Source organism: Microbacterium sp. ZW T6_19, from assembly GCF_044987465.1.
In the GTDB taxonomy this organism is placed as follows: Bacteria; Actinomycetota; Actinomycetes; order Actinomycetales; family Microbacteriaceae; genus Microbacterium; species Microbacterium natoriense_A.
Genome location: NZ_JBJDRH010000003.1, coordinates 24,500 through 49,782, shown reverse-complemented (window position 1 = coordinate 49,782; position 25,283 = coordinate 24,500). Strand labels below are relative to the sequence as shown.

General features: G+C 68.3%; 23 protein-coding genes. 14 read left to right on the top strand and 9 right to left on the bottom strand.

The genetic code is table 11. The annotated features are described in order from the left end of the window. Window positions 1-130 precede the first annotated feature (130 nt). Window positions 131-322 (bottom strand): DUF3073 domain-containing protein, encoded by a 192-nt coding sequence (locus tag ACI3KT_RS05275; protein WP_045256918.1) that lies wholly within the window; start codon window positions 320-322, stop codon window positions 131-133. A gap of 148 nt (window positions 323-470) precedes the next feature. On the opposite strand from ACI3KT_RS05275, the gene ACI3KT_RS05270 reads away from it, so the two are divergent. Next, the gene (locus ACI3KT_RS05270; protein ID WP_307294102.1) at window positions 471-1,013 is read left to right on the top strand and encodes a universal stress protein; all 543 of its coding nucleotides are present in this window, start codon (window positions 471-473) and stop codon (window positions 1,011-1,013) included. A gap of 120 nt (window positions 1,014-1,133) precedes the next feature. Here the strand turns inward: ACI3KT_RS05270 and ACI3KT_RS05265 are convergent, their stop codons facing one another. The 3 genes from ACI3KT_RS05265 to ACI3KT_RS05255 form a co-directional block, all read right to left on the bottom strand. After that, window positions 1,134-1,769: a PadR family transcriptional regulator gene (locus ACI3KT_RS05265; protein WP_307294103.1), complete on the bottom strand. Its 636-nt coding sequence runs from the start codon at window positions 1,767-1,769 to the stop codon at window positions 1,134-1,136. Next, a complete protein-coding gene (locus ACI3KT_RS05260; protein WP_307294105.1) occupies window positions 1,766-2,605 on the bottom strand; it encodes a DUF4097 family beta strand repeat-containing protein in 840 nt (279 codons plus the stop codon). The genes ACI3KT_RS05265 and ACI3KT_RS05260 overlap by 4 nt, the downstream gene beginning before the upstream one ends. Before the next feature lie 215 nt (window positions 2,606-2,820). After that, entirely contained in the window at window positions 2,821-5,298 is a 2,478-nt protein-coding gene (locus ACI3KT_RS05255) for a glycogen/starch/alpha-glucan phosphorylase (RefSeq protein WP_404902927.1), read from the bottom strand. A gap of 117 nt (window positions 5,299-5,415) precedes the next feature. Here ACI3KT_RS05255 and ACI3KT_RS05250 point away from each other — a divergent pair, with 117 nt between their 5' ends. The 3 genes from ACI3KT_RS05250 to ACI3KT_RS05240 all read left to right on the top strand — a co-directional run bounded on the left by ACI3KT_RS05250 (window position 5,416) and on the right by ACI3KT_RS05240 (window position 7,469). Then, entirely contained in the window at window positions 5,416-6,195 is a 780-nt protein-coding gene (locus ACI3KT_RS05250) for a MerR family transcriptional regulator (RefSeq protein ID WP_307294109.1), read from the top strand. 103 nt (window positions 6,196-6,298) lie between these two features. Next, the gene (locus ACI3KT_RS05245; RefSeq protein WP_404902925.1) at window positions 6,299-6,664 is read left to right on the top strand and encodes a hypothetical protein; all 366 of its coding nucleotides are present in this window, start codon (window positions 6,299-6,301) and stop codon (window positions 6,662-6,664) included. 4 nt (window positions 6,665-6,668) lie between these two features. Further along, a complete protein-coding gene (locus ACI3KT_RS05240) occupies window positions 6,669-7,469 on the top strand; it encodes a nitroreductase family protein (RefSeq protein ID WP_404902924.1) in 801 nt (266 codons plus the stop codon). 6 nt (window positions 7,470-7,475) lie between these two features. Here ACI3KT_RS05240 and ACI3KT_RS05235 read toward each other — a convergent pair whose 3' ends face one another. Then, window positions 7,476-9,002, bottom strand: a complete 1,527-nt coding sequence (locus ACI3KT_RS05235; RefSeq protein ID WP_404902922.1) for an FAD-dependent oxidoreductase — start codon at window positions 9,000-9,002, stop codon at window positions 7,476-7,478. Between the two features lie 104 nt (window positions 9,003-9,106). Between ACI3KT_RS05235 and ACI3KT_RS05230 the strand changes: the two genes are divergently transcribed. The 7 genes from ACI3KT_RS05230 to ACI3KT_RS05200 all read left to right on the top strand — a co-directional run bounded on the left by ACI3KT_RS05230 (window position 9,107) and on the right by ACI3KT_RS05200 (window position 15,387). After that, entirely contained in the window at window positions 9,107-9,508 is a 402-nt protein-coding gene (locus tag ACI3KT_RS05230) for a CrcB family protein (RefSeq protein WP_307294115.1), read from the top strand. Further along, the gene (locus tag ACI3KT_RS05225; protein WP_292907523.1) at window positions 9,505-9,864 is read left to right on the top strand and encodes a CrcB family protein; all 360 of its coding nucleotides are present in this window, start codon (window positions 9,505-9,507) and stop codon (window positions 9,862-9,864) included. Before ACI3KT_RS05230 ends, ACI3KT_RS05225 begins: the two co-directional genes overlap by 4 nt. Before the next feature lie 129 nt (window positions 9,865-9,993). Next, window positions 9,994-11,271 (top strand): ABC transporter substrate-binding protein, encoded by a 1,278-nt coding sequence (locus ACI3KT_RS05220; protein ID WP_404902921.1) that lies wholly within the window; start codon window positions 9,994-9,996, stop codon window positions 11,269-11,271. A gap of 8 nt (window positions 11,272-11,279) precedes the next feature. Then, entirely contained in the window at window positions 11,280-12,239 is a 960-nt protein-coding gene (locus ACI3KT_RS05215) for a carbohydrate ABC transporter permease (protein ID WP_404902920.1), read from the top strand. Continuing rightward, a complete protein-coding gene (locus ACI3KT_RS05210) occupies window positions 12,232-13,122 on the top strand; it encodes a carbohydrate ABC transporter permease (RefSeq protein WP_404902918.1) in 891 nt (296 codons plus the stop codon). Before ACI3KT_RS05215 ends, ACI3KT_RS05210 begins: the two co-directional genes overlap by 8 nt. A gap of 3 nt (window positions 13,123-13,125) precedes the next feature. After that, window positions 13,126-14,175 carry a LacI family DNA-binding transcriptional regulator gene (locus ACI3KT_RS05205; protein ID WP_404902916.1) on the top strand — a complete coding sequence of 350 codons (1,050 nt, stop codon included), beginning with the start codon at window positions 13,126-13,128 and terminating at the stop codon, window positions 14,173-14,175. A gap of 42 nt (window positions 14,176-14,217) precedes the next feature. Beyond that, the gene (locus ACI3KT_RS05200; RefSeq protein WP_307294131.1) at window positions 14,218-15,387 is read left to right on the top strand and encodes a Gfo/Idh/MocA family protein; all 1,170 of its coding nucleotides are present in this window, start codon (window positions 14,218-14,220) and stop codon (window positions 15,385-15,387) included. A 113-nt stretch (window positions 15,388-15,500) separates the two neighbouring features. Here the strand turns inward: ACI3KT_RS05200 and ACI3KT_RS05195 are convergent, their stop codons facing one another. Beyond that, entirely contained in the window at window positions 15,501-16,589 is a 1,089-nt protein-coding gene (locus ACI3KT_RS05195; protein ID WP_404902914.1) for a hypothetical protein, read from the bottom strand. 179 nt (window positions 16,590-16,768) lie between these two features. Here ACI3KT_RS05195 and ACI3KT_RS05190 point away from each other — a divergent pair, with 179 nt between their 5' ends. Next, window positions 16,769-17,335 (top strand): TetR/AcrR family transcriptional regulator, encoded by a 567-nt coding sequence (locus ACI3KT_RS05190; RefSeq protein WP_292907527.1) that lies wholly within the window; start codon window positions 16,769-16,771, stop codon window positions 17,333-17,335. Between the two features lie 14 nt (window positions 17,336-17,349). Next, window positions 17,350-20,574 carry an efflux RND transporter permease subunit gene (locus ACI3KT_RS05185; RefSeq protein ID WP_404902912.1) on the top strand — a complete coding sequence of 1,075 codons (3,225 nt, stop codon included), beginning with the start codon at window positions 17,350-17,352 and terminating at the stop codon, window positions 20,572-20,574. Between the two features lie 160 nt (window positions 20,575-20,734). Here the strand turns inward: ACI3KT_RS05185 and ACI3KT_RS05180 are convergent, their stop codons facing one another. Beyond that, a complete protein-coding gene (locus ACI3KT_RS05180) occupies window positions 20,735-21,631 on the bottom strand; it encodes an aldose 1-epimerase family protein (RefSeq protein WP_404902910.1) in 897 nt (298 codons plus the stop codon). Window positions 21,632-21,992: 361 nt separating this feature from the next. Between ACI3KT_RS05180 and ACI3KT_RS05175 the strand changes: the two genes are divergently transcribed. Next, complete coding sequence (locus tag ACI3KT_RS05175; RefSeq protein WP_404902909.1) at window positions 21,993-24,296, top strand: DEAD/DEAH box helicase; 2,304 nt, start codon at window positions 21,993-21,995, stop codon at window positions 24,294-24,296. A 225-nt stretch (window positions 24,297-24,521) separates the two neighbouring features. Here the strand turns inward: ACI3KT_RS05175 and ACI3KT_RS05170 are convergent, their stop codons facing one another. Together ACI3KT_RS05170 and ACI3KT_RS05165 are read right to left on the bottom strand one after the other, a co-directional pair. Then, window positions 24,522-25,061: a YaeQ family protein gene (locus tag ACI3KT_RS05170; RefSeq protein WP_404902907.1), complete on the bottom strand. Its 540-nt coding sequence runs from the start codon at window positions 25,059-25,061 to the stop codon at window positions 24,522-24,524. Window positions 25,062-25,088: 27 nt separating this feature from the next. After that, window positions 25,089-25,265: a hypothetical protein gene (locus ACI3KT_RS05165; protein WP_292907537.1), complete on the bottom strand. Its 177-nt coding sequence runs from the start codon at window positions 25,263-25,265 to the stop codon at window positions 25,089-25,091. Between the last annotated feature and the right edge of the window lie 18 nt (window positions 25,266-25,283).

Sequence of the window (25,283 nt, the reverse complement as noted above, 5' to 3'; positions counted from 1 at the left end):
GCGGAGGGGCGTCAAGAAGGGATGACAAGAAGGGGAAGGCGGAGTCGACGCGGACGGTGGAGCGAAAGACCTCCGGGTACGACGAAACCCCCGCGCAACGCGCGGGGGAGACGACGAGCAGAAGAGGCGGTCAGGCCTTCTCTAGTTCGTCCTCGTCTTCGTCGGCGTACTCATCGGCCCACTTGTCGACGTACTCGGGTTCCGAGTCGTCGCTCGGGTGCCCGAGTTCTCGTTCCAGCGCCGAATAGTTCACAGACGGACTGAACGACTTGAGTTCGCGGGCGATTTTGGTGTGCTTCGCCTTTTGACGGCCACGGCCCATGCGCGAGACCCCCTCACGAGTCAGCAGCCGGGTGGTGAGTCCCGGCGCGTTTCAGGACACCGGCGCGAAGCCGGTAAGAGTAGCATTCAGAATAGCACGCGGGTAAGACCCTCTTGCTGTAGCCCGCCTGGTGAAGGGAGCGATTCTCATGACCGACAACCCCTCTGCGCCGAGCGAGGAAGCCGCACAGAACGCGGCTCTGCAGAAAGCGGTGATCGTCGGGCTGCAGCCCGACCAGTCGCAGCACGTGCTGGACGAAGCCATGAAGTACGCGCGCCTCCTCGGCGCGCCCCTGGTCGTCGTGCACGTCGACGTCACTCGGTTCGTCACCTACGAAGACCCCGACGGCTACGTGCACTCCGCTCCGATCGACATCAACTTCGAAGCCGGAGCTGCGGAGTTCGAAGCCGTGCAGGCCACCGCATCCGCTGTGCTCGACAGCACCGGACTCACCTGGACCGCTCGCCAGCTCGTCGGCGACCCCGCCATCGCGATCAAGCAGCTCGCAAACAAGCTCGACGCGCAGCTGATCGTCGTCGGCACGCGCAAGCGCGGCATCGGCGAGTCGATCCGCGAGTTCTTCACCGGATCGGTCGCCGCGCGCCTGGCACACCGTCAGCATCGTTCGGTGCTCGTGGTGCCCCTGGAAGAGCCTGTTCCGGACACCCAGAAGGACATCTGGGTCGAGTAGCTCTCTGGTCGTTGGGCGAGGAGCTCAGCGACGAGAAGAAACGCGGAATCGGTCCTACGACTGATTCCGCGTTTCGTCTCGCTTCGCTCGCTCAACGACCGGCGTGGAGAGGTCGCTCCCTCAACGACCGGGTGCCTGCAGCGCGGCCAGCGCGGCGGTGACGCCCTTGGACGCCGCCTCCAGGCCGTCTTCGAGCTCGGAGACGATGGATGCCGGCAGCACGCCGCCGCGCGCGACATGCGTGCGCAGATCGGTGCGCACCCTGGCGCGAAACGCGTTGATGACGGCATCCGCCCGATGGATCTCTTCGCGGCTGACGATCCGCTCGTCGTCTGCGGGAGTGCGCGGGCGGGTCTTCGACGACGCGCGATCGTCGCGCGCCGCGCTGGCGAGATCGGCGCGGAGGCTCTTCATCGCCTCCTGCACGCTCTGGCGGACTTCGTTCGCGATCAGCCGTACCGAATCGGTGAGCCCGGCCTCGATGCCCGCGAGTTCGCCCTCGCGCGCCGTGACCTCGGCCCGTCCGGCGTCGGTGATCGTGTAGATCGTGGTGCGGCCGTCGACGGTCTTCGTGACGAGGCCCTCCTCTTCGAGCTTCGCCAGTCGCGGGTAGATCGTGCCGGCGCTGGGCGTGTATGTGCCGCCCGTCCGGTCGGTGAGGGCCTGGATGATGCCGTAGCCGTGCTGCGGGGACTCCGCGATCAGCGCGAGCAGGTACAGGCGCAGGTCGCCGTGGGAGAAGACTGCCGGGCTCATGCTTCCCACTCCGGGTCGTTCACGATCGACTCGGTCGCGCGGCGCAGCACGGTCACCCCGCCGGAGACGGAGTTCGCGCGCAGGTCGACGAAGCGTCCGGCGAGTTCACCGGTCGAACCGGTGAAGTTGCTGGGACCGCTCGATCCTCGCTCGACTCCGTCGACGAGGATGCGTCCGCTCATCGAGCGGATCACGTAGTTGGCCGCGAGGGACTCGTCGAGCCGCACGGTCGTGCCGCCGGAGACCGAGTTCACGTTGATGGCGTTCACGTCTCCTGCTGCATCGATCATGGTCGTCCCCGACACGATGTCGACGGTCGCCTTGCGGATCGTTCCCGTGGCGGCGACATCACCCGAGACGCTGTTGGCGTTGATCGACCCGGTCAGGCCGCGCACCTGCACGTCGCCCGAGACGGTGTTGATCGAGAGGTCGCCGATCAGCGTGTCGACGATGATGTCGCCCGAGACGGTGCTCAGCCGGGCATCGTTGCGGATGCCGGAGACGAGCGCACCGGCGCTGACCACGCCCAGGTTCAGGGCGATCGAGCGGGGGACGGCGACGCTGACCTCGGCCTTGGGGCCGCCGGCGCCGAAGTTGCGGAACACCTCGAGGAAGTTGTCCCACCCCAGCTGCGGGTGATCGATCTCGACCTGGCCGTCGATCGACTCGATGCGAAGGTCCTTGGTGGTGACGCCGTGCACCTCGATGCGGATGCCGGGCTCGTCATGGGCGATCACGTCGACCTGCCCGCCGACGAGCCCGATCTTCAGACGGGTCACGTTCTCGATGTCGATCACGCGTTCCTCGCCCGGGGCGATGAGCCACTTCTCGGTCATGTTGCTTCTCCTTGTTCGGAATCGCGCTATATCGCGTTTGAACAGCGTAACACGATATAGCTCGATTTGGTCAAGACGCATCGCGATTTCTCGGAACGTCTGCAGGATCGGCGCACGAATGCAGGACACGAACGGGGGGATGCTCCTGCAGACGTGCCCGGCCCCTGCAGACGTCCCGAGTGCGAAGTGGATGCGCGGGAGGCCGGCGGGGCGGGTCAGGCCAGCGGCGGGGTGTGCCAGATGCGGTCGATGTAGTCGCGGATCGATCGGTCCGAGGAGAAGAATCCGGTGCGGGCGACGTTGAGGACGGCCGAGCGGGTCCACGCCTCCTGATCGGCGTACGCGGCATCCACCCGCTCCTGGGCCGCGATGTACGAGGCGTAGTCGGCGAGCACCATGAACCGATCTTCGTAGAGAAGATTCGACACGACCGGCTCGAAGACCGAGCGATCGCCGCGTGAGAACGCCCCTGAGGCGATCAGATCGATCGCGGCCCGGAGCCCGGCATCGGCCTGGTAGAACTCGCTGGGCCGATATCCGCGTGCGCTGAGCGTCTCGACCTCGGGTTCGCTCATGCCGAAGAGGAAGAAGTGGTCGTCGCCGACGAGTTCGCGGATCTCGACGTTGGCGCCGTCATCGGTGCCGATCGTCAGGGCGCCGTTGAGGGCGAACTTCATGTTGCCGGTGCCCGAGGCCTCTTTTCCGGCGAGCGAGATCTGTTCGGAGAGGTCGGCGGCGGGGATGACCCGTTCGGCGAGGGTCACGTTGTAGTTCGGCGGGAAGATGACCTTCAGGCGCCCTTCGAGCCGGGGGTCGCTGTTCACGATCGATCCCACCGCGTTGATCAGATGGATGATCCGCTTGGCCATCGTGTATCCCGGTGCGGCCTTCGCCCCGAAGATCACGGTGCGCGGCTGGACATCGGATGCCGCGACCCGCCCAGACACCACGCCCTCGTAGGTCGAGACCACATGCAGCACCTTCAGAAGCTGCCGCTTGTACTCGTGCAGGCGCTTCACCATCACGTCGAGCATGTGACCGTCGCTCACCTCGAATCCGTCTCGTTCACGGAGCACGTCGTTCAGCCGACGCTTGTTCGCGGCTTTGACCTCGGCGAAGGAGGCGCGGAACCCGGCGTCGTCGGCGAACGGCTCCAGCTCGCGCAGGCGCTCGAGATCGGTGAGCCAGCCCTCGCCGATCGCCTCGGTGATGAGCCCCGACAGCCCGGGATTCGCCAGGCGCAGGAACCGACGGGGCGTGACACCGTTGGTCACGTTGGTGAACTTGCCGGGGAAGAAGTCGTCGAAGTCGCTGAGCACCTTGTCGCGCAGCAGTTGCGAGTGCAGTTCGGCGACGCCGTTGACCTTCGCCCCCGCGACCGTCGCGAGGTACGCCATCCGGACCGAACGGACCGGATGCTCCGCGATGATCGACATGTTGCGGATGCGCATCTCGTCGTCGCCGTAGCGGGCGCGCACGGCATCCAGGAACTCCTCGTTGATCCGATAGATGATCTCGAGGTGTCGTGGCAGCAGACGGCCGAGCAGCTCGACGGGCCAGACCTCGAGGGCCTCGGGCAGCAGCGTGTGGCACGTGTAGGCGAAGCACTGCCGCGTGATCGCCCACGCGGCATCCCAGTCCATCTTCTTCTCGTCGACGAGGACGCGCATGAACTCGGGAACCGCGATTACCGGGTGCGTGTCGTTGAGCTGGAAGATCACGCGCTCGGGGAGCTTCGCGAGGTCGTAGTCGCCGGGGAGCATGCTGTCGAGGAAGTCGTGGATGGATGCCGCGACGAAGAAGTACTGCTGCTGCAGGCGCAGCTCCTTGCCCTGCGGCGTCGAGTCCTCCGGGTAGAGCACCTTGGAGATGGTCTCGGCGTACGTCTGGGCGCGCACCGCCTCTTCGTAGTCGCCCGAGTTGAAGATCCGCAGATCGAACGCCTTGGTCGCCACCGCGCTCCACAGCCGGAGAGTGTTCACTCGGCCGTTCTGAAAGCCGGGGATCATGTAGTTGTACGGCACCGCCTGCACGTTCCACCCCGGCACCCAGCGCGAGCGCGTGACGCCCTCGTCGTCATAGGTCTCGGTGTGACCGCCGAAGGCGATCGTCTGCGCGTCCTCCGGGCGGGCGAACTCCCACGGCGAGCCGAGCGACAGCCAGGAATCCGGCTGCTCGACCTGCTGGCCGTCGACGAACGTCTGCCGGAAGATCCCGTACTCGTAGCGGATGCCGTAGCCGATGCTCGGCACGCCGAGCGTCGCGAGCGAGTCGACGAAGCAGGCCGCGAGCCGGCCGAGGCCGCCGTTGCCGAGCCCCGGTTCCACCTCGTGCTGGCGCAGATCGTCGAGCGAGACGCCGCACGATGCGAGCGCCTCCTGCGCGATGTCGGCGAGCCCCCCGGCGAGAAGGTTGTTGTCGAGCTGGCGGCCCAGAAGATACTCGGCCGAGAGATAGCAGACGCCCTTCGCCTGCGACTCCTTCTGGCGGCGCAGATCCTCGAGCCATCGCGCCATTAGGTAGTCGCGGACCGTGTGCGCGAGCGCGAAGTACCGATCGTTCTCGCTCGACGCCGACAGTGCGACACCACGGTCGAAATTGAGGTTGTGCAGGAAGTCGGCGACGAACGCGTCGGCCGACGTCTCCGGAGCGGTCACAGGGGCGAGGGCGAGGGGATGCGTGGCGCGGGTCACGTGTCGACGGTATCGAGCATGCGCGTCGCGCGTGTTACGAACCGGCGAATGTTCCCGGTTGACATTGACGTAGCGTCAACTTCTACCGTGGAGATATCACTACGGAAGGAGGGCGACATGGGAACCAGGGACTGGTCGATCCAGGAGATCGCACGGCTCGCCGGCACCACCAGCAGAACGCTGCGTCACTACGACGACATCGGTCTGCTGCCGCCGTCGCGCATCGCCTACAACGGCTATCGGCACTACGACGAGCAGGCGCTCGTGCGACTGCAGCGGATCCTGCTGCTGCGCGAACTCGGACTCGGGCTGCCGCAGATCGCGGAGGTGCTCCACAGGGAGCGCGCCGAAGCAACGGCACTCAAGACCCACCTCGCGCTCCTCCGCGAGGAGCAGGCCCGGCTGGCGCGGCAGATCGCGTCGGTCGAATCCACCATCGGAGCATTGGAAGGAGGTGAAGAACTCATGGCAGAGAACATGTTCGACGGCTTCGACCACACCCAGTACAAGGAGGAGGTCGAGGAGCGCTGGGGCAAGAAGGCCTACGCCGACAGCAACCGCTGGTGGCAGGGGATGACGGATGCCGAGCGCGCCGACTGGCAGCGCCGCGTGTCCGACCTCGGACGCGACTGGATCGCCGCCGCCGAGAGCGGCGTCGATCCGGCATCCGACGAGGCCCAGGCCATCGCGCGTCGCCACGTCGAGTGGCTCACGGGCATCCCGGGCACGCCCGCGGCTGTGCCCGGCGGAGACGTCAAGGGCTACGTGATCGGGCTCGGCGAGATGTACGTGGCAGATCCGCGCTTCGGTGCGAACTACGCGACGTCCGCCGGCGGCACGAACGGTGCGGAGTTCGTCCGCGACGCGCTCCGCGTGTACGCGGAGGCGAACCTGTAGGCGTTTCGTCTCGTCGCTTCGCTTCTCGCTCAACGACCGGATGCCTCCGGTCGTTGAGCGAGCGGAGCGAGACGAAACGCGTGGCTGGAGTAGGGTCGGGGCCATGGTCGGCCGACGGGATCGTACGGAAGCGACGGCGATCGTCGTCGCAGCCACGGCCGCTTATGCCGCGAACTGTGCGCTCGGCACTGCCGTGGCCGCACGGCTCGTCGACACGAGCCGGTTCCGCTGGGTGCATCACCTGCTGTACGTCGTGACCTGCGCGACCACTGCCGTCGCCCTCGTCTGCGCCTGGCGATCGCGCACAGGCCGCCGCGCGGCGATCGCCCTCGCACCGGCCGTCGTGCCGCTCGCCGTGATCCCGTATGCGGGGACGCGAGGCCGACGGCATCCGCTCATCGCGCTCGCCGCGGCGCCCTTCTATCTCGCGAGCGTCGCCTCATCACTGCTGCCCCTCGACCGGAAGTGACCGCATGGAACTGCTCGACGCCATCCGCCGCCGCAAGACCACGAACGGACCGTTCCTGCCCGACCCCGTGTCCGAGGAGCATCAGCGCCTTCTGCTCGAGGCGGCCGGACGCGCCCCGTCGCAGCTGAACAGCCAGCCGTGGCGGTTCGTCGTGATCGAGAACCGCGACACGATCGAGGCGATCGCGCGCATCTCCGGAGAGAGCATGACGGAGGCGATGTCGAACGGCACCTTCTTCGAACGCTACAAGCCGTACTTCCGGTTCAGTCAGGCCGAGATGGACGAAAAGCGCAGCGGGATGCTGTTCGACAAGCTGCCTGCGGCCCTGCGGCCGTTCACCGGACAGGTCTTCACGAAACGCGGCCAGAAGCTCATGAACGCCTTCGGCGTGCCGAAGACGTTGGGCGAGGAGAACCGTCGGCTCGTCGCCGGCTCACCGCTGCTGCTGGGCGTCATGCTCGATCGCAGCGAGTACCGACCAGGGCAGCTCTCGTCGTTCTACTCCGTGTTCAGCATGGGGGCCGCCATGGAGAACATCTGGCTCACCACGGTCGAGCTGAGTATGGGCATCCAGTTCATCTCCTTCCCGATGGAGGTGCCTGGTCGCTGGGACGAGATCGTGCGGATGCTGCGGGTGCCCGACGACCTCGAGCTCATGGCCGTCTACCGGCTGGGTTACGTGCCGCCCGAGCAGCGTCGGCCCGCGATCGACTGGAAGAGCAGCGAGCGCCGGCTCGTGTCGCAGTACGTGTTCCGCGAGACCTGCGAGACGCCGCAGGACGGATGGGATGCCGCGCGCCCCTGAATCTCGTCAGTCAGCCCGTGTCCGCGGCACGCGGCCGAGATCGTGCACGGCGGGTCCCTCGAGGCGTCGCCCGTCAGGAGCGAAGCGCGACGCATGCAACGGGCAGTCCCAGGTGCACTCGGCGTCGTTCCAGTCGAGTACACCGCCCAGGTGCGTGCACACGGCATCCACTGCCCGGGTGACCCCGTCGACCGTCGATATGCCCACGGGGCGAGCGGCCCTGTTCGCCACCACGCCCTGGCCCTCCGCGGGTTGCGGAACGGGTACGGCTCGGCGCTCCGCGTCGGCCCAGCCGGATGCGGCCGCAGCGGCGACGCGCGCGCCCTCGGCCGCGCCTCTCGCCAGGTCGGCAGGCACCGTGAGCCGTGTGCCGATCGCGGTCATCCACGAAGCGCGCTCGCGCCGCGGCGTGCCGAGGATCTCGGCGGTGAGCCGCTGCGCTGCGGCCGGCGCGTTCGTGAGGCCCCACTTCGCATAGCCCGTGGCGAAGCGGATCCGTCCGAGGCCCCGAGGCATCGCCCCCACGAAGGGGATGAGGTTGTGCGACTCGTAGTCCTGCGCGGACCAGCGGTGCGTCTCCTCGGCATCCGGGAAATGCCGGCGGGTCCACGCCACGAGATCATCGATGGCCGCTGTCTCGCCGTCGGAGCGTCCGACCGGGTGTCCGCCTCCTCCGACGACCAGCTGAGCCGCGTCCGCAGGACCGTCGGTCTCCGCCACGGCACGGATCGATCGGGTCGAGCCGTCGACCGAGATGAACGTGCCCTCGGGGACGGGGGAAGAGGTGCGGAACGAGACGCAGTAGGAGCGCAGACCGCGGACCTTCATGAAGTACAGCCCGCGGTCGAGAAACGGCGTGCCGGTCGCGAGCACGATGTCGTGAGCGAACAGCGGACCGGCGGTCGTCTCGACGCGCGGCTCGGGGAGGGCATGCGCGCCTGTCGCGCGCACATGCTCGTGCAGAGTGCCGCCCGAGGCGAGCAGCCTGCGGGCCAGCGCCTGGGTGACCCGCACCGGGTCGATCGTCGCCTGATCGTCGAGAGCGACCGCGCCGAGAGCGGGGAAGGGGACGTCGAGGTCTGCGGGCTGGACCATCCGCGCAGCGAGACCCGCTTCGCGCGCCGCGGCGTGCTGGCGACGCAGGACGTCGAGGCCTGCGCGTTCCTGGGCGTAACTGTGATCGGTGCGACGCGTGCACGGGATGCCGGCGGTCTCTGCGAACTCGAGGAGCCACTGCATGCCGTCGCGGTTCGCGTCGACGTACGCACGCACGAGTGACGCGGGATGATGCCGGCGGATCTCGGCGAGGCGGCTGCCCTGCAGCAGCGAGAGCTTGCCGGTGTTGGCGCCGGTCGCGAGTTCGGCCACGACCCCCGCGTCGATCACGGCCACGTCGAGTCCGGCATCCGCCAGCATGACGGCGGTCGAGAGGCCGGTGAGTCCTGCGCCGACGATCACGACGTCGTGGCGCGCGCCCGGCTCGAACGGAGAGCCGAGGGGGACGGTCGGGCCGAGTTTCCAGAGCGGGGTCATGCGAACAGTCAACCCGTCGAGCGCGCCGCTCGCACCGCCTTGACAGCACGACCGGGTGCTGTCAGCACCCGGCGGCGAGTGTCGGCGACGACTACAGTGACAGGGTGAATCTCCGCCGCGTGCTCCTCGTCGTCGCCGGGGGCACGGCGGGGACCGCCGCCAGGATCGCGCTCGGGATGCTGCTCGCCGACGCCGGTGTCCTGCCCGTGCTGATCGCGAACGTCGTCGGCGCCTTCCTGATCGGCCTCCTCATGGCACGGCCCTTCGAGCGGCTCGCGGATCCGGCACGCGCCGACCTGCGGCTCCTGCTCGGAACGGGAGCGCTCGGAGGGTTCACGACGTACAGCGCATTCGTGACCGGAACCGTGGGGCTGTGGGCGGATGCTCCGCTCCTCGCCGTCGTGTACGCCGCGGGCTCTCTCGTCCTCGGGCTCGGAGGCGCAGCGCTCGGTCTGCACCTCGGCCGTCCGCGTGCGGAGCGGCCGCCGAGGGGAGTCGTCTCGTGAGTCCGCTGCTGTTCGTGGGCGCAGCGCTCGCCGGGGGAGTCGGCGCGGCGCTGCGCTACCTCGTCGATCTCGGGGTCGCGCGGTTCGCAGGTCGACGCTTCCCCTGGGGCGTCTTCGTCGTCAACCTCAGCGGATCGTTCGCGCTGGGCGTCGTGACCACTGCCCTCCCGGACCAGGCGTTCCTGCTCGGCGCGGGTCTGCTCGGCGGATACACGACCTTCAGCACCGCGATGCTCGACACCGTGGCTCTGTGGCGCGACGGCGAACGCCCGGCATCCGCCTTCAACGCGATCGGCACCCTGCTGCTGGGGGTGCTGGCCGCCGGTCTCGGACTCGCGCTCGGCTCCGCTCTCTGATCCGCCTGTTGCGCCCATCCGCAACAACGGGTACATTCGTGCTAATCGTTTAACTGCTAATCGTTTAACAAGCGTGTTCCCCCAGAGCTGCGCCCGACTCGAAGCCTCAGAACCGTCAAAGGAGACACCATGGCTCGCCTCCCCCGCCGCACCCTCGGCGCTCTTGCCGCCTCAGCGGCCGCCCTGCTCGCCCTGAGCGCCTGCTCGTCGTCCACCGGAGGGGATTCCGGTTCTGCCGATGGCGACGTCACCCTCAGCTACGCGATCTGGGACGAGAACCAGAAACCGGCGATGGAGGAGATCGCGAAGGCGTTCCAGAAGGAGCACCCGAACGTCACGATCGACATCCAGGTCACGCCGTACAAGGAGTACTTCACCAAACTGCAGACCGCGGCGACGGGAGGCTCCGCGGCCGACGTGTTCTGGATGAACGGTCCGAACTTCCAGCTGTACGCGTCCAACGGGCAGCTCGCACCCCTCGACGACTCCGGCATCGAGGCCTCCGACTACCCCCGGGGTCTCATCGACCTCTACACCTACGACGGCAAGCTCTACGGCGCCCCCAAGGACTTCGACACCGTCGCCGTCTGGTACAACAAGGAGCTCTTCGACGCCGCGGGCGTCGCCTACCCGTACGAGGGTTGGACGTGGGACGACTTCACCGCCGCCGCCGCGAAGCTGACCGACCCGGCGAAGGGCCAGTACGGCATCGCGGCCAGCCAGTACGGCCAGGAGAACTACTACAACTCGATCGCGCAGGCGGGAGGCGAGGTCATATCCGCGGATGGCACGACGAGCGGATACGGATCGCCTGAGGCGCTCGAGGGCATCGAGCTGTGGACGGACCTCATCGAGAGCGGATCCTCGCCGACGGCGCAGCAGATGACCGACACCAACCCCGAGGACTTCTTCCTCTCAGGCAAGGTCGCGATGTTCCAGAACGGCTCGTGGGCGGCCATCGCCTACGCCGACAACGCCGACATCGGCGGCAAGGTCGACGTCGCCCCGCTGCCGGCGGGCCCCGACGGGAACCAGAGCGTGATCCACGGCGTCGGCAACGTCGCCAACGCCAAGAGCGCGCATCTCGAAGAGGCCCAGGCCTTCGCCGCGTTCGCCTCCGGTGAAGAGGCGGCCAAGATCCAGGCCGAGACCGGCACCGTGATCCCCGCGTTCAACGGCACCCAGCAGGCGTGGGTCGACGCGCTGCCGCAGTACGACCTCCAGGTCTACATCGACGCGCTCGACACCGCGGTGCCCTACCCCGTCTCGAGGAACACCTCGGCGTGGACCAGCATCGAGAGCGAGATCCTGTCTCAGGTGTGGTCGGGCGCAGTGACGCCGAAGGACGGCCTGAAGGACCTCGCCGAGAAGATGCAGGCCGCGCTGGACGACGAGCAGAAGAAGTAAGGACCTCCATGAGCGTCGTCGCGCCCCACGCGCGCACGTCGGAGGGGCGGATGCCGGAGGCCCCCAGCCCCGGCATCCGCCGCCGGCGGCGCAACCCCGGTGCCTCGCCGTGGTGGGCACTGGTCTTCATCGGTCCCACCGCACTCGGCATCACGGTCTTCTACCTCTGGCCGACCGTGCGCACCCTCATCATCTCGTTCACGAAGTCGGGCCCCTTCGGCGGATCCGAGTGGGTGGGCTTCGAGAACTACGCCCGCCTTCTGCAGGACCCCGAGCTCATCGGGGCGCTGCGCAACACCGCGATCTACACCGTGATCGCTCTGATCGGCATTCCACTCGCCGTCGCGATCGCCGCCCTCTTGAACACCACCGGACTCAAGGGACGCAGCGCCTATCGCACGCTGTACTTCATTCCCGTCGTCACGATGCCGGCGGCGATCGCGCTCGTATGGCGGATGATCTACAACGGCGACTACGGCGTCTTGAACGCGGCGCTCGGAGCCGTCGGCGTCGAAGGCCGCAGCTGGCTCACCGATCCGAGCACCGCGCTCGTCGCGATCGCCGTCGTCGGGATCTGGGCGGGCCTCGGCACCAACATCGTCATCTTCCTCGCGGGTCTGCAAGGCATCCCCGACACGATCATGGAGGCCGCCGACCTCGACGGCGCTGGCCCTGTGCGCAAGTTCTTCTCGATCACGATCCCGATGCTGTCGCCGTCGATCTTCTTCGTGAGCGTGATCAGCGTGATCGGCGCGCTGCAGGTGTTCGACCTCATCTACATGATGCTCGGACGCAGCAACCCGGCGATGCCGAACACCCGCACCGTGGTGTACCTGTTCTACGAAGCGGGCTTCCTCGACAACGATCGCGGCTATGCCGCCGCTGTCGCGTTCCTGCTGCTCGTGATCATCCTGCTGCTCACCGTCGTCCAGTTCCGCCTGCAGAAGAAGTGGGTGCACTATGAGTGACCTCTCGCTCGACACGCGCGCCGTGATCGGCGTACCCTCCGGGCGCACGCCACGCGCGGGGAAGCCGAAGAACCGGGGCCTCTGGATCGTGCACCTGCTCCTGAGCCTCGGCGCCGTGATCATGGTGTTCCCCTTCATCTGGCAGCTGCTGACATCGTTCAAGACGCTGTCCGACTCTGTGCAGGTGCCGCCGAGCATCCTTCCTCGCGAATGGGTCTTCACGAACTTCGCCGAGGTCTTCGAATCGATGCCGTTCGCGCAGATGTTCGCGAACTCCGTGCTGCTCACGGTCGGGCGCACGATCGGCCAGGTGGTGCTGTGCACCATGGCGGGCTATGCGTTCGCGCGCATCCCGTTCCCCGGCCGCAACGCGCTGTTCGTGGTGTTCCTGTCCGTGCTCATGGTGCCGTCGCAGCTGTACCTGCTGCCGCAGTACGAGATCATCCAGTCTCTCGGCTGGCTGAACTCCCTGCAGGCCCTGATCGTGCCCGGCATCTTCAGCGCGTTCGGCACGTTCCTGATGCGGCAGTTCTTCATGTCGATGCCGGCCGAACTCGAGGAGGCGGCGCGGATCGACGGAGCGAATCCGTGGCAGACGTTCTGGCGGATCATGGTTCCGCTCGCGAAGCCTGGCATCATCGCTCTCGTGGTGTTCACTGTGCTGTGGTCGTGGAACGACCTGCTCTGGCCGCTGATCGTGACGACGGATCCCGCAAAGATGCCGCTCTCGGTCGGGCTCTCGCAGCTCGTCGGCATCCACGGCACCGACTACCCCGTGCTGATGGCGGGCGCCCTTCTCGCGACGCTGCCGATGCTCGTGACCTTCATGATCCTGCAACGGCAGTTCATCCAGGGCATCGCCTTCAGCGGATCGAAGGGCTGACCGATGGTGCAGCGCAGGAAGACGGATGCTCGCCGCCCCACTCTTCGGATGGTCGCCGAACTGGCCGGCGTGTCGACTGCGACGGTCTCGTACGTGTTCTCCGGACGTGCAGGGACGGGCGGGTCCGGTGTCGCCGAAGCCACCGCGGCGCGGGTGATCGCGGCAGCCGAGGAGCTGAACTACCGGCCGAACACCGCGGCACGGGCGATCCGCACCGGACGCAGCGGCATGGTGCAGCTCTCGCTGCACATGCTCAGCGACCCGTGGTCGCTCGCGGTGGCCGATGCCGTGAACGCCGAGGCGAACAAGCACGGGCTCACGACGCTGATCCTCGCGGACGGCGACTGGCACGCGGCACTGGATCGGGTGGAGAGCGACGTCGCCTATCTCGACGGCGTCGGACTCGACGAGGTCGCGAAAGAGAAGCTGCGCGACCTCGTGCGTCGCGGGCAGCGGCTCGTGGTCTTCTCGGAGCACCTCGAACCAGACGGCTTCGACGTCGTGCGCTCGGACGCCATCCCGGGCTGCGAGCTCGCGATGGATCACCTGATCGAGCGCCGCACCCGGATCGGATGCCTGGCGGCGGAGGGGGCCGTGCGCCTGGCCTCCACCCAGGTGACCCGGTACACGCCGTACGTCGAGAAGATGTCGGCCGCAGGCCTCGTCGTCGATCCGGCGTGGACGGAGACCTACGCCGAGACCCAGGCAAGCGCCTTCGCCGCAGCCGTGCGGCTGCTGTCGAGCGAGAACCGCCCGGATGCGGTCTACGCGACCACCGACTTCGCGGCCATCGCGGCCATCAACGCCGCGCACATGCTGGGGCTTCGTGTGCCGCACGACGTCGCCGTGGTCGGCGTCGGCAACACGCCGGACGCCCGGCTGATCGCTCCCACACTGACGACGGTCGGCCCGACCGACTTCTACGAGCGGCAGGCGCGCATCATCATCGAGCGCGCCCTCTCGGCCGACGACGTCACCGGTCGGCTGCACGAGTTCTCGTGGTCGCTCTTCCCCGGGGCGTCGACCGACATCGACGCTCCGGCATCCCGCTGACGGCCCCGCCGTCCTCGAATCGACACTCCCAGAAAGGCCACCGTGGACCTCCGCATCGGCATCATCGGCTTCGGCGCGCGCGCCACTCTCCGCGAGGAGGTGCAGCGCCCCGGCGAGGGGTCGCGCATCACCGCCATCTGCGACCCGTCAGAGCGTGCTCGCGATGACGCACGACGACTCGTTCCAGACGCCCTCGTCACCGGCTCCGTCGACGAGCTGCTGGCCTCCGGCGTCGACGCCGTGATGGTGCTCACACCCGACGACATGCACGCCGCTCTCAGCATCCGCGCCCTGGAGGCGGGCGTCGCGGTGTTCTGCGAGAAGCCGCTCGCGATCGATCTCGCCGACGCCGACGCCATGCTGGAGGCCGCGCGCCGTACCGGCAGCCGCCTCTACATCGGACACAACATGCGGCACATGCCCGTGATCACGCTCATGCGCGAGCTGATCCTGGACGGGCGGATCGGCGACGTCAAGGCGGTCTGGGTGCGCCATTTCGTCGGCCACGGCGGCGATTTCTACTTCAAGGACTGGCACGCCGACCGCCGGCGCACGACCGGGCTCCTCCTGCAGAAGGGGGCGCACGACATCGACATCATCCACTGGCTGGCCGGCGCCTACACCGAACGGGTCGCGGCGATGGGCGAACTCAGCGTGTACGGCGGCATCGCCGATCGGCGCGACCGCACCGGCGAACGGATGCCGGACTGGTTCAGCGTGGACAACTGGCCGCCCACGTCGCTCACCGGACTGAACCCGGTGATCGACGTCGAGGACATCTCGATGGTGAACATGCGGCTCAGCGGCGGCATCATGGCGTCGTATCAGCAGTGCCATTTCGCCCCCGACTACTGGCGCAACTACACGGTGATCGGCACCGAAGGGCGGATCGAGAACTTCGGAGACACCGCGGGCAGTGAGGTCAAGCTGTGGAACCGCCGTCACCGCGGCGCGGGGGAGGCCGACGAGACCTTCATCGTGCCCGAGGTCGAGGATGCCGGGCATGACGGCGCCGACGCGCTGCTCGTCGCCGAGTTCCTGCGCTTCGTGCGCGACGGCGGTCTCACCGAGACGTCTCCCGTCGCAGCCCGCGAAGCCGTGGCCACCGGCATCCTCGCGACGCAGTCGCTCCGCGGAGACGGCTCGGCCATCGAGGTGCCGCAACTCGATCCCGAGCTGGTCGCATACTTCGAGCGCGGCCAGGTCGAGTAGCGGGCTTCAGTCCGCAGTGCGCCACCGTGATGTCGACGCGCCACCGCCGAGATGACGTCGCTCGGGTGGTGGCGCGTCGCTCACGTGGTGGCCGGTGCCCTCCGGCGCCGCGCTCACGATCCGGCGTTCAGCACCTCGCGCCCAACGGCGGTGTCGGTGAGACGCCAGTCGGTCTCCTTCACGGTGTGGAAGAAGTCGACGAACGACGCGCCGGCGTCCTTCGCGCGTTCGATCAGCATCCGCGACCATCCCTCCTGGGTGATCCAGTCATCCGCTGTCGCCTCGTAGGGAGGGTTCTCGGGCCACTGGAACACCCAGCTCCCCCAGGAGCCGTAGCCCGGTCCGCCGGGCTGGAAGTCGGCGGGACGGTCGGGAGCGGATGCCGTCTCGGCGATGCCCCACGGCTTGGAGCCCGCTAGCGCCTTGAGCCGCGGCACCGGGCCGTTCGGGTCGGTGAAGCCGAACACGTCGTCGGGGCTCTGCCAGCCGGCCTGGCTCATCGGGGTGTATCCCCAGTTGAAGCCGTCGAGAGCGAGCGCGTCGACATAGGCCGATCCGGGGTAGTACGCCTCGAACGGATGCGGGCCCGCTCCGTAGTTCAGCGGGTTCCAGAGCATGACGACGTCGGGGGCGACGGCTTGCTTCAGTTCGTAGACGTGCCGCCACATCGCGATGTAGTCGGCGGGGGTGCTGTCTCCCGGCGCGGTTCCACTCGACCAGGGACGCGTGGTGTCGTCCATCTCGGGTGCGAAGCGCACGATGATCTCGGCGTCGGCCGTGCGCTGTTGGGCCGACGTGAGCCACGACGTCAGATACGTGTCGTAATCGCCCGCCGCGATCAGCGCCGGTGCGAACCCGGGCTGCTGATCGGCGGGGAGATTCCAGTCCCACGGCTCCCACGCGATCAGCAGAGCTGAGCCGCGTGCCTCGGCGGCGTCGGCCTCGTCATCGGGGAAGGCCGGCGATTGCACGAAGTCGACGTAGGTCGAGATCATCGCATCCGATCGCTCGAAGGCCGCTTCTTCTGCGGACATGGTGGTCAGGTCGTGCGATGCCCAGCCGAGGATCATCGTGTGATCGCCGTCGAGGATGCTGACGCGTGTGGTGACGGATGCCGGAGCCGCGGTCGACGTCGTGAACACCGCGGCGGCGACGATTCCTGCGGCGATAAGGGCGCGCACGGTAGGGGGTCTTGCGACCATGGGGGCCTCCGGAAGGCCGCAGCGGTAGGGGAGTCGGCAGCGGCAGCATCCCATTGTCCGTGCCACGAGCGGCCGGCGGTAGAGACCATCGGCCAGACTTCGCCGGATGCGGCGAACGTTCAGCCTGCCTCGGCATAAAATGTACAAACGTACATGTACTGCTTGTACAGGGGGTGGGGATGAGCGAAGCACTGCGGCGCAGGCGCGACCCCGAGGCGCGCCGGCGCGAGATCGTGACCGCGGCAGCCGAGCTCATCGTCGAGATCGGCGTCGACGCGATCACGCACCGCAAAGTCGCATCCAGGGCAGGGGTGCCGCTCGGCGCCACGACCCAGTACTTCGCCACACTCGACGATCTCCGCGAAGCCGCAGTCGGCGAGCTCGCCGCCGAGGTCGACAACCGCATCGAGGCCACGCGACAGGCCGTCCTCGCCGACGGCGTCACACCTGCAGGCCTGGCTCGGCTGATCCACGAGAGCCTGTCGGACGTTCACGCCGTGCAGGCCGATCGCGCCGTGGTCACCGCGGCCGTCCATGATCCGCGCGTGCGCGAACTCGCACGGCACTGGTCCGACGAGGTCGTCGGATTCATCGCACCCGTTCACGGTCTGGACCGAGCCAGGGCAGCTGCCGTCTTCATCGACGGCGTACTCTGGCACGCTCAGATCCACGACGAACCGCTCGACGAGGGCATCATCCGCGACGCCCTCGTCGGAATCCTGACACCAGCCGCAGCATCCGCCTAACCGAGAGAACCGCCTTGTCGAAACTCGCCGTCCTGAGCCTGAAGAACCGCGCGCTCATCGCGCTGATCACGATCGTCGCCGCGGTGTTCGGCGGCCTCGCGCTGACGAACCTCAAGCAGGAGCTCATCCCGTCGCTCGAGCTGCCCAACCTCATGGTCATGACGACCTACCCCGGGGCGTCGCCGGAGGTCGTCGAGAACGACGTCTCCACGCCGATCGAGTCGGCCATCCAGGGCGTTCCGGGGCTCGAAGGAACGACGGCGACCAGCACGACGAACGCCTCGATCGTGCAGGCGACGTTCACCTACGGCACGAACCTCGCCACCGCCGAGCAGAAGATCCAGCAGGCGATCAACCGCATCTCCTCCACTCTGCCGGATGATGTGACCCCGCAGGTCCTGTCGGTATCGATCGACGATTTCCCGGTGATCCAGGTCGCGGTCTCCGGCTTCGCCGATGCCGACAACGCCCAGGCCGAGCTCCAGAGCGTCGCGATCCCGAAGCTCGAAGACGTCAAGGGCGTCAACGCCGCGCAGATCGTCGGCGGTGTCGGTCAGCGCATCACGATCACTCCGGACGTCGCCAAGCTCGCAGCCGCAGGCGAGAGTACCCAGGCCATCAGCTCGGCCCTGCAGCAGAACGGCACGCTGTTCCCTGGCGGTGACATCACCGAGAACGGTCAGACCCTGACGGTGCAGACCGGCGCGAAGATCACCTCTGTCGACGAGATCGCCGCGCTCCCGCTCGTGGGGACGGACGCGACGATCGGCGACGTCGCGACCGTGGTGCAGGAGACCGATCCTGTGACGTCGATCTCCCGCGTGGACGGCAAGGACGCTCTGTCGATCTCCATCACCAAACTGCCTGCCGCGAACACCGTCGAGGTGTCGCACGGGGTGATCGCCGCTCTCGACGACATCAAGGAGGCGTTCCCCGACGCGAAGTTCACGATCGTGTTCGACCAGGCGCCCTTCATCGTCCAGTCGATCGACACGCTCGCGACCGAGGGCCTTCTCGGGCTCGTGTTCGCGGTGATCGTCATCCTCGTGTTCCTGCTCTCGATCCGCTCCACGCTCGTGACGGCCATCTCGATCCCCACCAGCGTGCTGATCACTTTCATCGGCCTGCAGGCGTTCGGATACTCGCTCAACATCCTCACCCTCGGCGCCCTGACCATCGCGATCGGACGCGTGGTCGACGACTCGATCGTCGTGATCGAGAACATCAAGCGCCACTACGTCGGCGACGCCGACAAGGGCGACGCCATCCGTCTCGCCGTGCGCGAGGTCGCGGCGGCTGTCACGGCATCCACCATCACGACCGTCGCGGTCTTCCTGCCGATCGTGTTCGTCGGCGACATGGTCGGCGAGCTGTTCCGACCCTTCGCGATGACCGTGACGATCGCGATGGTCGCCTCTCTGCTCGTCGCGCTCACGATCGTCCCCGTGCTGGCCTACTGGTTCCTGCGCCCCGGCAAGCCTCTGCTCGACGACCACGGCGTGCAGATCGACCCGGAGCACCCGGACGCTCCGCCGACGCGACTGCAGCGCGCGTACCGGCCGATCCTCGGCTGGACGCTCAAGCACTCCGGCATCACGGTGATCCTCGCGGTCGTCGTGCTCGGCGCGACGCTCGCCGCAGCCCCGCTGATGAAGGTGAACTTCCTCAGCGACTCCGGCCAGAACACGATGACGGTCACGCAGGATCTCGGTCCGACCGCGAGCCTCGAATCCAAGTCGGATGCCGCGATGAAGGTCGAGAAGGCTCTCCTCGGCATCGACGGCATCACCCACGTGCAGGCCTCGATCGGCTCCAGCGGATCGGCGCTGCGCGACGCGTTCTCCGGCGGTGCCGGAGTGACGTTCTCGGTGCTCACCGACAGCGACGCCGATCAGGAGAAGCTTCGCGCCGACGTGCAGGAGGCCATCGACGGGCTGAAGGACGTCGGAGACGTCGCCGTAGGAGCATCCGCCGGCCTCGGGTCCAGCGACATCGAGGTCTCCGTCACTGCGTCGAACTCCGAGGACCTCGAGAAGGCGACCTCTGCGGTCGTCGACGAGATCAAGGGGCGCGACGGTGTCGGCCAGGTGACCGACAACCTCGCCGCCGCGCTGCCGTACCTCGCCGTGGTCGTCGACCGTCAGGCAGCGGCCGAGCGCGGGCTCTCCGAGGTCGCCGTGGGCTCGATCGTGTCGAACACCATGCGTCCGCAGCAGGCCGGGTCCGTCGAGATCGACGACACCGCGCTGACTGTGTACATCGCAGCCCCCGAGCCGCCCACGACGGCGCAGGCCCTGAAGGAGCTCGCGATCCCGACGCTGGCCGGCATCGTACAGCTGCAGGACATCGCGACCGTCGAGGAGCGCAACGGCCCCACCTCGATCACGACCGAGAAGGGCAAGCGCACGGCTACCGTGACGGTGCCCCCGGCATCCGACAACCTCGCCGTAGCGACCACCTCCGTCTCCGCCGCGCTCGCCGCGGTGGACCTGCCGGACGGCGCCTCGGCAGAGGTCGGCGGTGTCGCGACGCAGCAGGCCGACTCGTTCTCGCAGCTCGGACTCGCGATGCTCGCGGCCATCCTCATCGTGTACGTGGTGATGGTGGCGACGTTCAAGTCGCTGCGCCAGCCGCTGCTGCTGCTCGTCTCGGTGCCGTTCGCGGCGACCGGAGCGATCCTGCTGCAGATCGTCACCGGCGTGCCGCTCGGCGTCGCCTCGCTGATCGGCGTGCTGATGCTCATCGGCATCGTGGTGACGAACGCGATCGTGCTCGTCGACCTCGTGAACCAGTACCGCGAGAAGGGGCTGCCCACGGCGGAGGCGGTGCTCGCGGGCGGGGAGAAGCGTCTGCGCCCGATTCTCATGACGGCGCTCGCGACGATCTTCGCGCTGACCCCGATGGCGCTCGGCATCACCGGCCACGGCGGGTTCATCTCGCAGCCGCTCGCGATCGTCGTGATCGGCGGACTCGTGTCATCGACCGTGCTGACGCTCATCGTGCTGCCGACGCTGTACAACCTCGTCGAGGGCGCCAGGGAGCGCCGGAAGGCCCGCAAGGCCGGGGCGGGTTCGGATGCGGGTTCGGATGCGGATGCCGGTTCGGATGCGGCGGATGACTCGGATGCAGCCGAGGCGTCGTCCGGTGTCGAGGGGCCGTCGTCGGCATCCGCTTCCGGACTCCCGCACGCTCCGCAGCTCACCCGGCGGCAACTGCGCGAGCACCCGACGGCCGAGTAGTCGGCGTTCCGGCTTCCTCGTTCGGGTCGCGAACTGTGCCGCTCATCTCGTGAGTTGACGACACCGATCGCGACCTGAGTCGGAGAGCGGGCGAGGTGTGCGTTGCGGTCGCCTTCCGCAGCCCGAGGCGACCGTAACGCGCACCCGGGCAGCCGTCGGTTCAGCCGAGCTCGACGCCCCAGCGGAGGCTCCAGGTCTCGCCGGAAGCGAGGCGGCGGATGCCGAGACCGCTGTTCAGCGCATCGGCGGGTGCCGTCATCGGCTCGATCGCGACAGCGAGCTCACGGCCGGGGTAATTGGTCGCGGTGTACACCTGGACGTAATCGAAGCTCTCGTCCTGCCAGAGCGTGACCCGTCGGCCGTCCGGGGCCGTGAGCGAGTGCCGCACCAGGCCGTCGTCGTCGCGGTCGAGGTCGGTGAAGCCGGTGTCGAGGGTGACGTCGCCCACGCGCACGCCGTCGCGCAGCGCCGGGTCCGCCGCGCGGGTTCCGGTGGGCAGCATCCGCTCGTCTGTCTCGATCGCCGTCCGGGCCGGGACCCGGAGCACCAGCTCGTGCGGGTCGACGTCGCCGATCGTGACGAAGGGGTGCGTACCCAGCGCGACCGGAGCCGCCTCCGCGGAACGGTTCGTGAGCGTGTGCCTGACCTCGACGCCCCACGCCGTGAGCGTGTAGGTGACGGCCGTGTCGATCAGATACGGATAGCCGGTCTGCGGGACGACCGCCGCGCGCAGGGTGGCGGCGGCATCCGTCTGCTCGATCTCGTAGGCGGCGAAGCGGAGGAGTCCGTGGCTGGCGTTGCCGAACTTCGGCTCGCTGATGGCCAGCTGGCGCTGCGAGCCCTCATCGTTCCAGAGGCCGTCGCGAACCCGGTTCGGCCAGGGGGCGAGCACCACGCCAGAGCACGAGGGCGTCGGCGCCTCGAGCGGGTAGGGCGCGATCAGGTCGACGTCTCCGATGCGCAGCGAGCGGAGCGACGCGCCCACCTGCGCGATCTGAGCGGTGACCTCGCCGCGTCGGAGATGAACCTGGGTGCCGGTGGGGGTTTCGGTGCTCACCCCGCAATCGTACGGCGCTGGCCGTGTTCGCAACTGCTCGCGATCCGCGAGCGGATGCAGAATTCGCGATCGATCCGGCGGCTGCGAGGAGACATGCTCCGGGGTCGTGCACGCCGCCGCCCGGCTCTCTCCCAGCCGAAGCCTGTAGACTCGTGCGGTCGGCTTCGGACACCCGCGCATGTCGCGGACGTTTTTGTGCAAGAAGTGTGAGTCCAGGGGCCGATGGTGAGCGTCGATCGACGTAAATCAACCATCACATGAATGGCCCCGGCCGCAGACAGTCCGGACCCGCGCTCAGTCGCAGGGTGCTCGCGCGTGCGCGCAGCGCTGTTCTCGTGCGAGAACTCAGAAGGACACACCCATGCCCAAGAACAAGAAGCCGCGCGGCGGCCGTCCCGCCGCCAACTTCGAGCCCCGCTACGGCGCCAAGAAGACCTCCTTCCACGACCGCCACGCCGGTGCCCGCGACGGCGCCCGTCCCGAGCGCGGCGCCTTCCGCGCGGATGCCGGCGAACGCCGCAGCGCACCCGCCGCCGGCGGCTACGACCGTCGCCCGGGCAGCCGCAGCGCCGGTCACCGCGGTTACCGTCCGGCTGAGGCTGAGTCCGGTGCCCCCAAGCAGCGCTGGAACGCGCAGGAGCGCGCCGGCCGTGACGAGGCCCGCAGCATCCGCAACCGCGCCGAATCCGGTCGCCGCGAGGCGCCGCACCACCGCGACGAGCGTCCTCGTTTCGACGAGCGCTCCGAGCGCCCCCGGTTCAACGACCGCCCGACCACGGGGCGTCGCTTCGACGAGCGCTCGCGCCCGTCGACAGGCTCGGGAGCCCCGTACCGCGGCGCAGAGCGTCCTCGCTTCGAGCGCGACGGCCAGCGGCCCACCGGTCCCGGCACGTATCGCGACGACCGTGGCGGTCAGCGCCCGCAGCGTGACGACCGCCCGCAGCGCGACGACCGTGGTTTCGGCGATCGCGCCAATCGCGCAGGCGACCGCACCGAGCGCCCCCGGTTCAACCGTGACGACCGCCCGCAGCGCGACGACCGTGGTTTCGGCGATCGCGCCAATCGCGCAGGCGACCGCACCGAGCGCCCCCGGTTCAACGACCGCGGCGCCGACCGCCCGCGTTTCGACCGTGACGAGCGTCCGCGTCGCGATGACCGCAGCGAGCGCCCGCAGCGCAACGACCGCGGCGCAGCCGAGCGCCCTGAGCGTTCCTACGACGCCGACCGTGCGCGTCGCGCCTTCGACCGCGATCGCGCACAGCGCTCGATCGAGGGCGGCCGCGACGAGCGTTCGCGTCCGTCGACCGGCGGCGCGTACCGCACCGATCGCCCCCGTCGCGACGACCGCACGGCCCGTGACACGCGTCCGAGCCGCAACGACTGGAGCGCGAAGCCCAAGGCCGCGTTCGAGCCGACCGACGATGTCGTGCACGAGCGCCTCGAGGCCAAGTCCGTGGCGGCCGTCGAGGTCGACGGTGTGAGCTTCGGCGATCTGGGCCTCGGCTCCAACATCGTCGAGACCCTCGCGAACCTGGGCGCCGCGTCGCCGTTCGCGATCCAGGCGGCCAGCATTCCCGCAGTGCTCGCAGGTCGCGACGTCCTCGCCCGTGGCCGCACCGGCTCGGGCAAGACGATCGCCTTCGGCGCTCCGCTCGTCGAGAACGTGCTGAAGTCGCAGGCCGGCAAGCGTCGTGAGTTCGGCCGCTCGCCGCGCGCGATCATCCTCGCTCCGACGCGCGAGCTCGCGCTGCAGATCGACCGCACGATCCAGCCGATCGCGCGCAGCGTGGGCCTGTTCACCACCCAGATCTACGGCGGCGTGCCGCAGGGTCGTCAGGTGGGCGCACTCAAGAAGGGCGTCGACATCGTCATCGGCACTCCCGGCCGCGTCGAGGACCTCATCAACCAGGGCAAGCTCGACCTCTCCGACTGCCGCATCGCGGTTCTCGACGAGGCCGACCACATGTGCGAGCTCGGCTTCGTCGAGCCCGTGCAGCGGATTCTGCGTCACACCGCCGACGGCAGCCAGAAGCTCCTGTTCTCGGCCACGCTCGACCGCGAGGTCGCGGCTCTCGTCGATGAGTTCCTCGTCGACCCGGCCGTCTACGAGGTCGCCGGTGAGGACCAGGAGTCCAGCACGATCGAGCACCGCGTGCTCGTGATCGAGCACCGCGACAAGGCGGACATCCTCACGTCGCTCGTCGACCGCCAGGGCAAGACCCTCGTCTTCGCCCGCACCCGTGCCTACGCCGACATGCTCGCCGAGCAGTTCGACGACGCCGGCATCCCTGCCGTGTCTCTGCATGGCGACCTCAACCAGGCCAAGCGCACGCGCAACCTCGAGCGTCTGACGTCGGGCCGCGTGAACGTGCTCGTCGCGACGGATGTCGCCGCCCGCGGCATCCACGTCGACGACATCGACCTGGTCGTCCAGGCCGATGCGCCCGACGAGTACAAGACGTACCTGCACCGCTCGGGCCGTACGGGCCGCGCCGGTCGCTCGGGCCGCGTCGTCACGCTGATCACTCGTCAGCGCCAGCGTCGGATGACCGAGCTGCTGCAGCGCGCCGAGATCGACGCGCCGTTCGAGAACGCCCGTCTCGACGACGACCTGATCGAGGAGATCGCCGGTCGCGTTCCGACCGCAGCCGACCTCACCTCCTGAGCTGTGCTCACGAAGGCCCCGTCACCGCATCCGCGGGGCGGGGCCTTCGTCGTGGAATCCGCAGGCGTGCCGGAGCGCACGTTGTGGAGGAGATCTCTCGCTTCGAAGGAAGGATCCGCTGGAATGATCCTTCGCAGCGAGAGATCTCCTTCGAAGCGAGAGCTGCTCAGACGGCAGACGGCAGAGGGCAGAGGGCAGACGGATGCCGTGGGGCTGCGGCGGGGCTCAGCCGAGTTCGTGCTCGTGCACCGCGGTGCTCAGCGTCACGCCGTTGAGCGAGAGGTACAGCGTCTGCTCGGTGATGGTGATCGTCAGCGTGTTGCGGCGCTCGAGCGCCGGCACGGCCGAGTCGATGAATCCGGGGTCGAAGCTGTAGACCCTGATCTCCGAGGCCCGGTGGATGCGCTTGTCGACCCAGAGCGCCATGACCTTCGCGGGGTCGCGGTGCGTGTAGACGACGGTGCGCTCGGCGATCCGGCTGCCGTAGTGCAGGCGTTCGGCATCGGGGGCGCCGACCTCGATCCACGCGGTGGTGAGACCGGTGAGGTCTCGCACGAGCACGGCCGGCTCTTCGGTGGACGAGACGCTCCCACCGAAGACGATGCCCTCGGTGTACTCGAGGCCGTAGGCGAGCACGCGCGTGAGCATGTAGGCGTCGGTCTCGGACGGATGCCGCGCCACCCGCAGCGCGTAGTCCTCGTACACCCCGCGATCGGTGTCGGCGAGCTGCACGTCGAACGTGTACATAGTCGATCCGATAGCCATAGGGCCCAAGCCTACGGCGCGCGGAGGCTACTTCTTCGCGGACTCCTGATCCCACAGGCGCGTGCCGACGTGCACGAGGCCCGCGCAGAACGCGGCCGCGCCCAAGGCCACGAACACCGTTCCGATCGTGGCCGGCATCGACGCGCCGAACAACACGGCGCCGATTCCTCCGAGCAGCAGAACGATGATGAATCCCCCGTACATGCGCCTGATCCTAGCGAT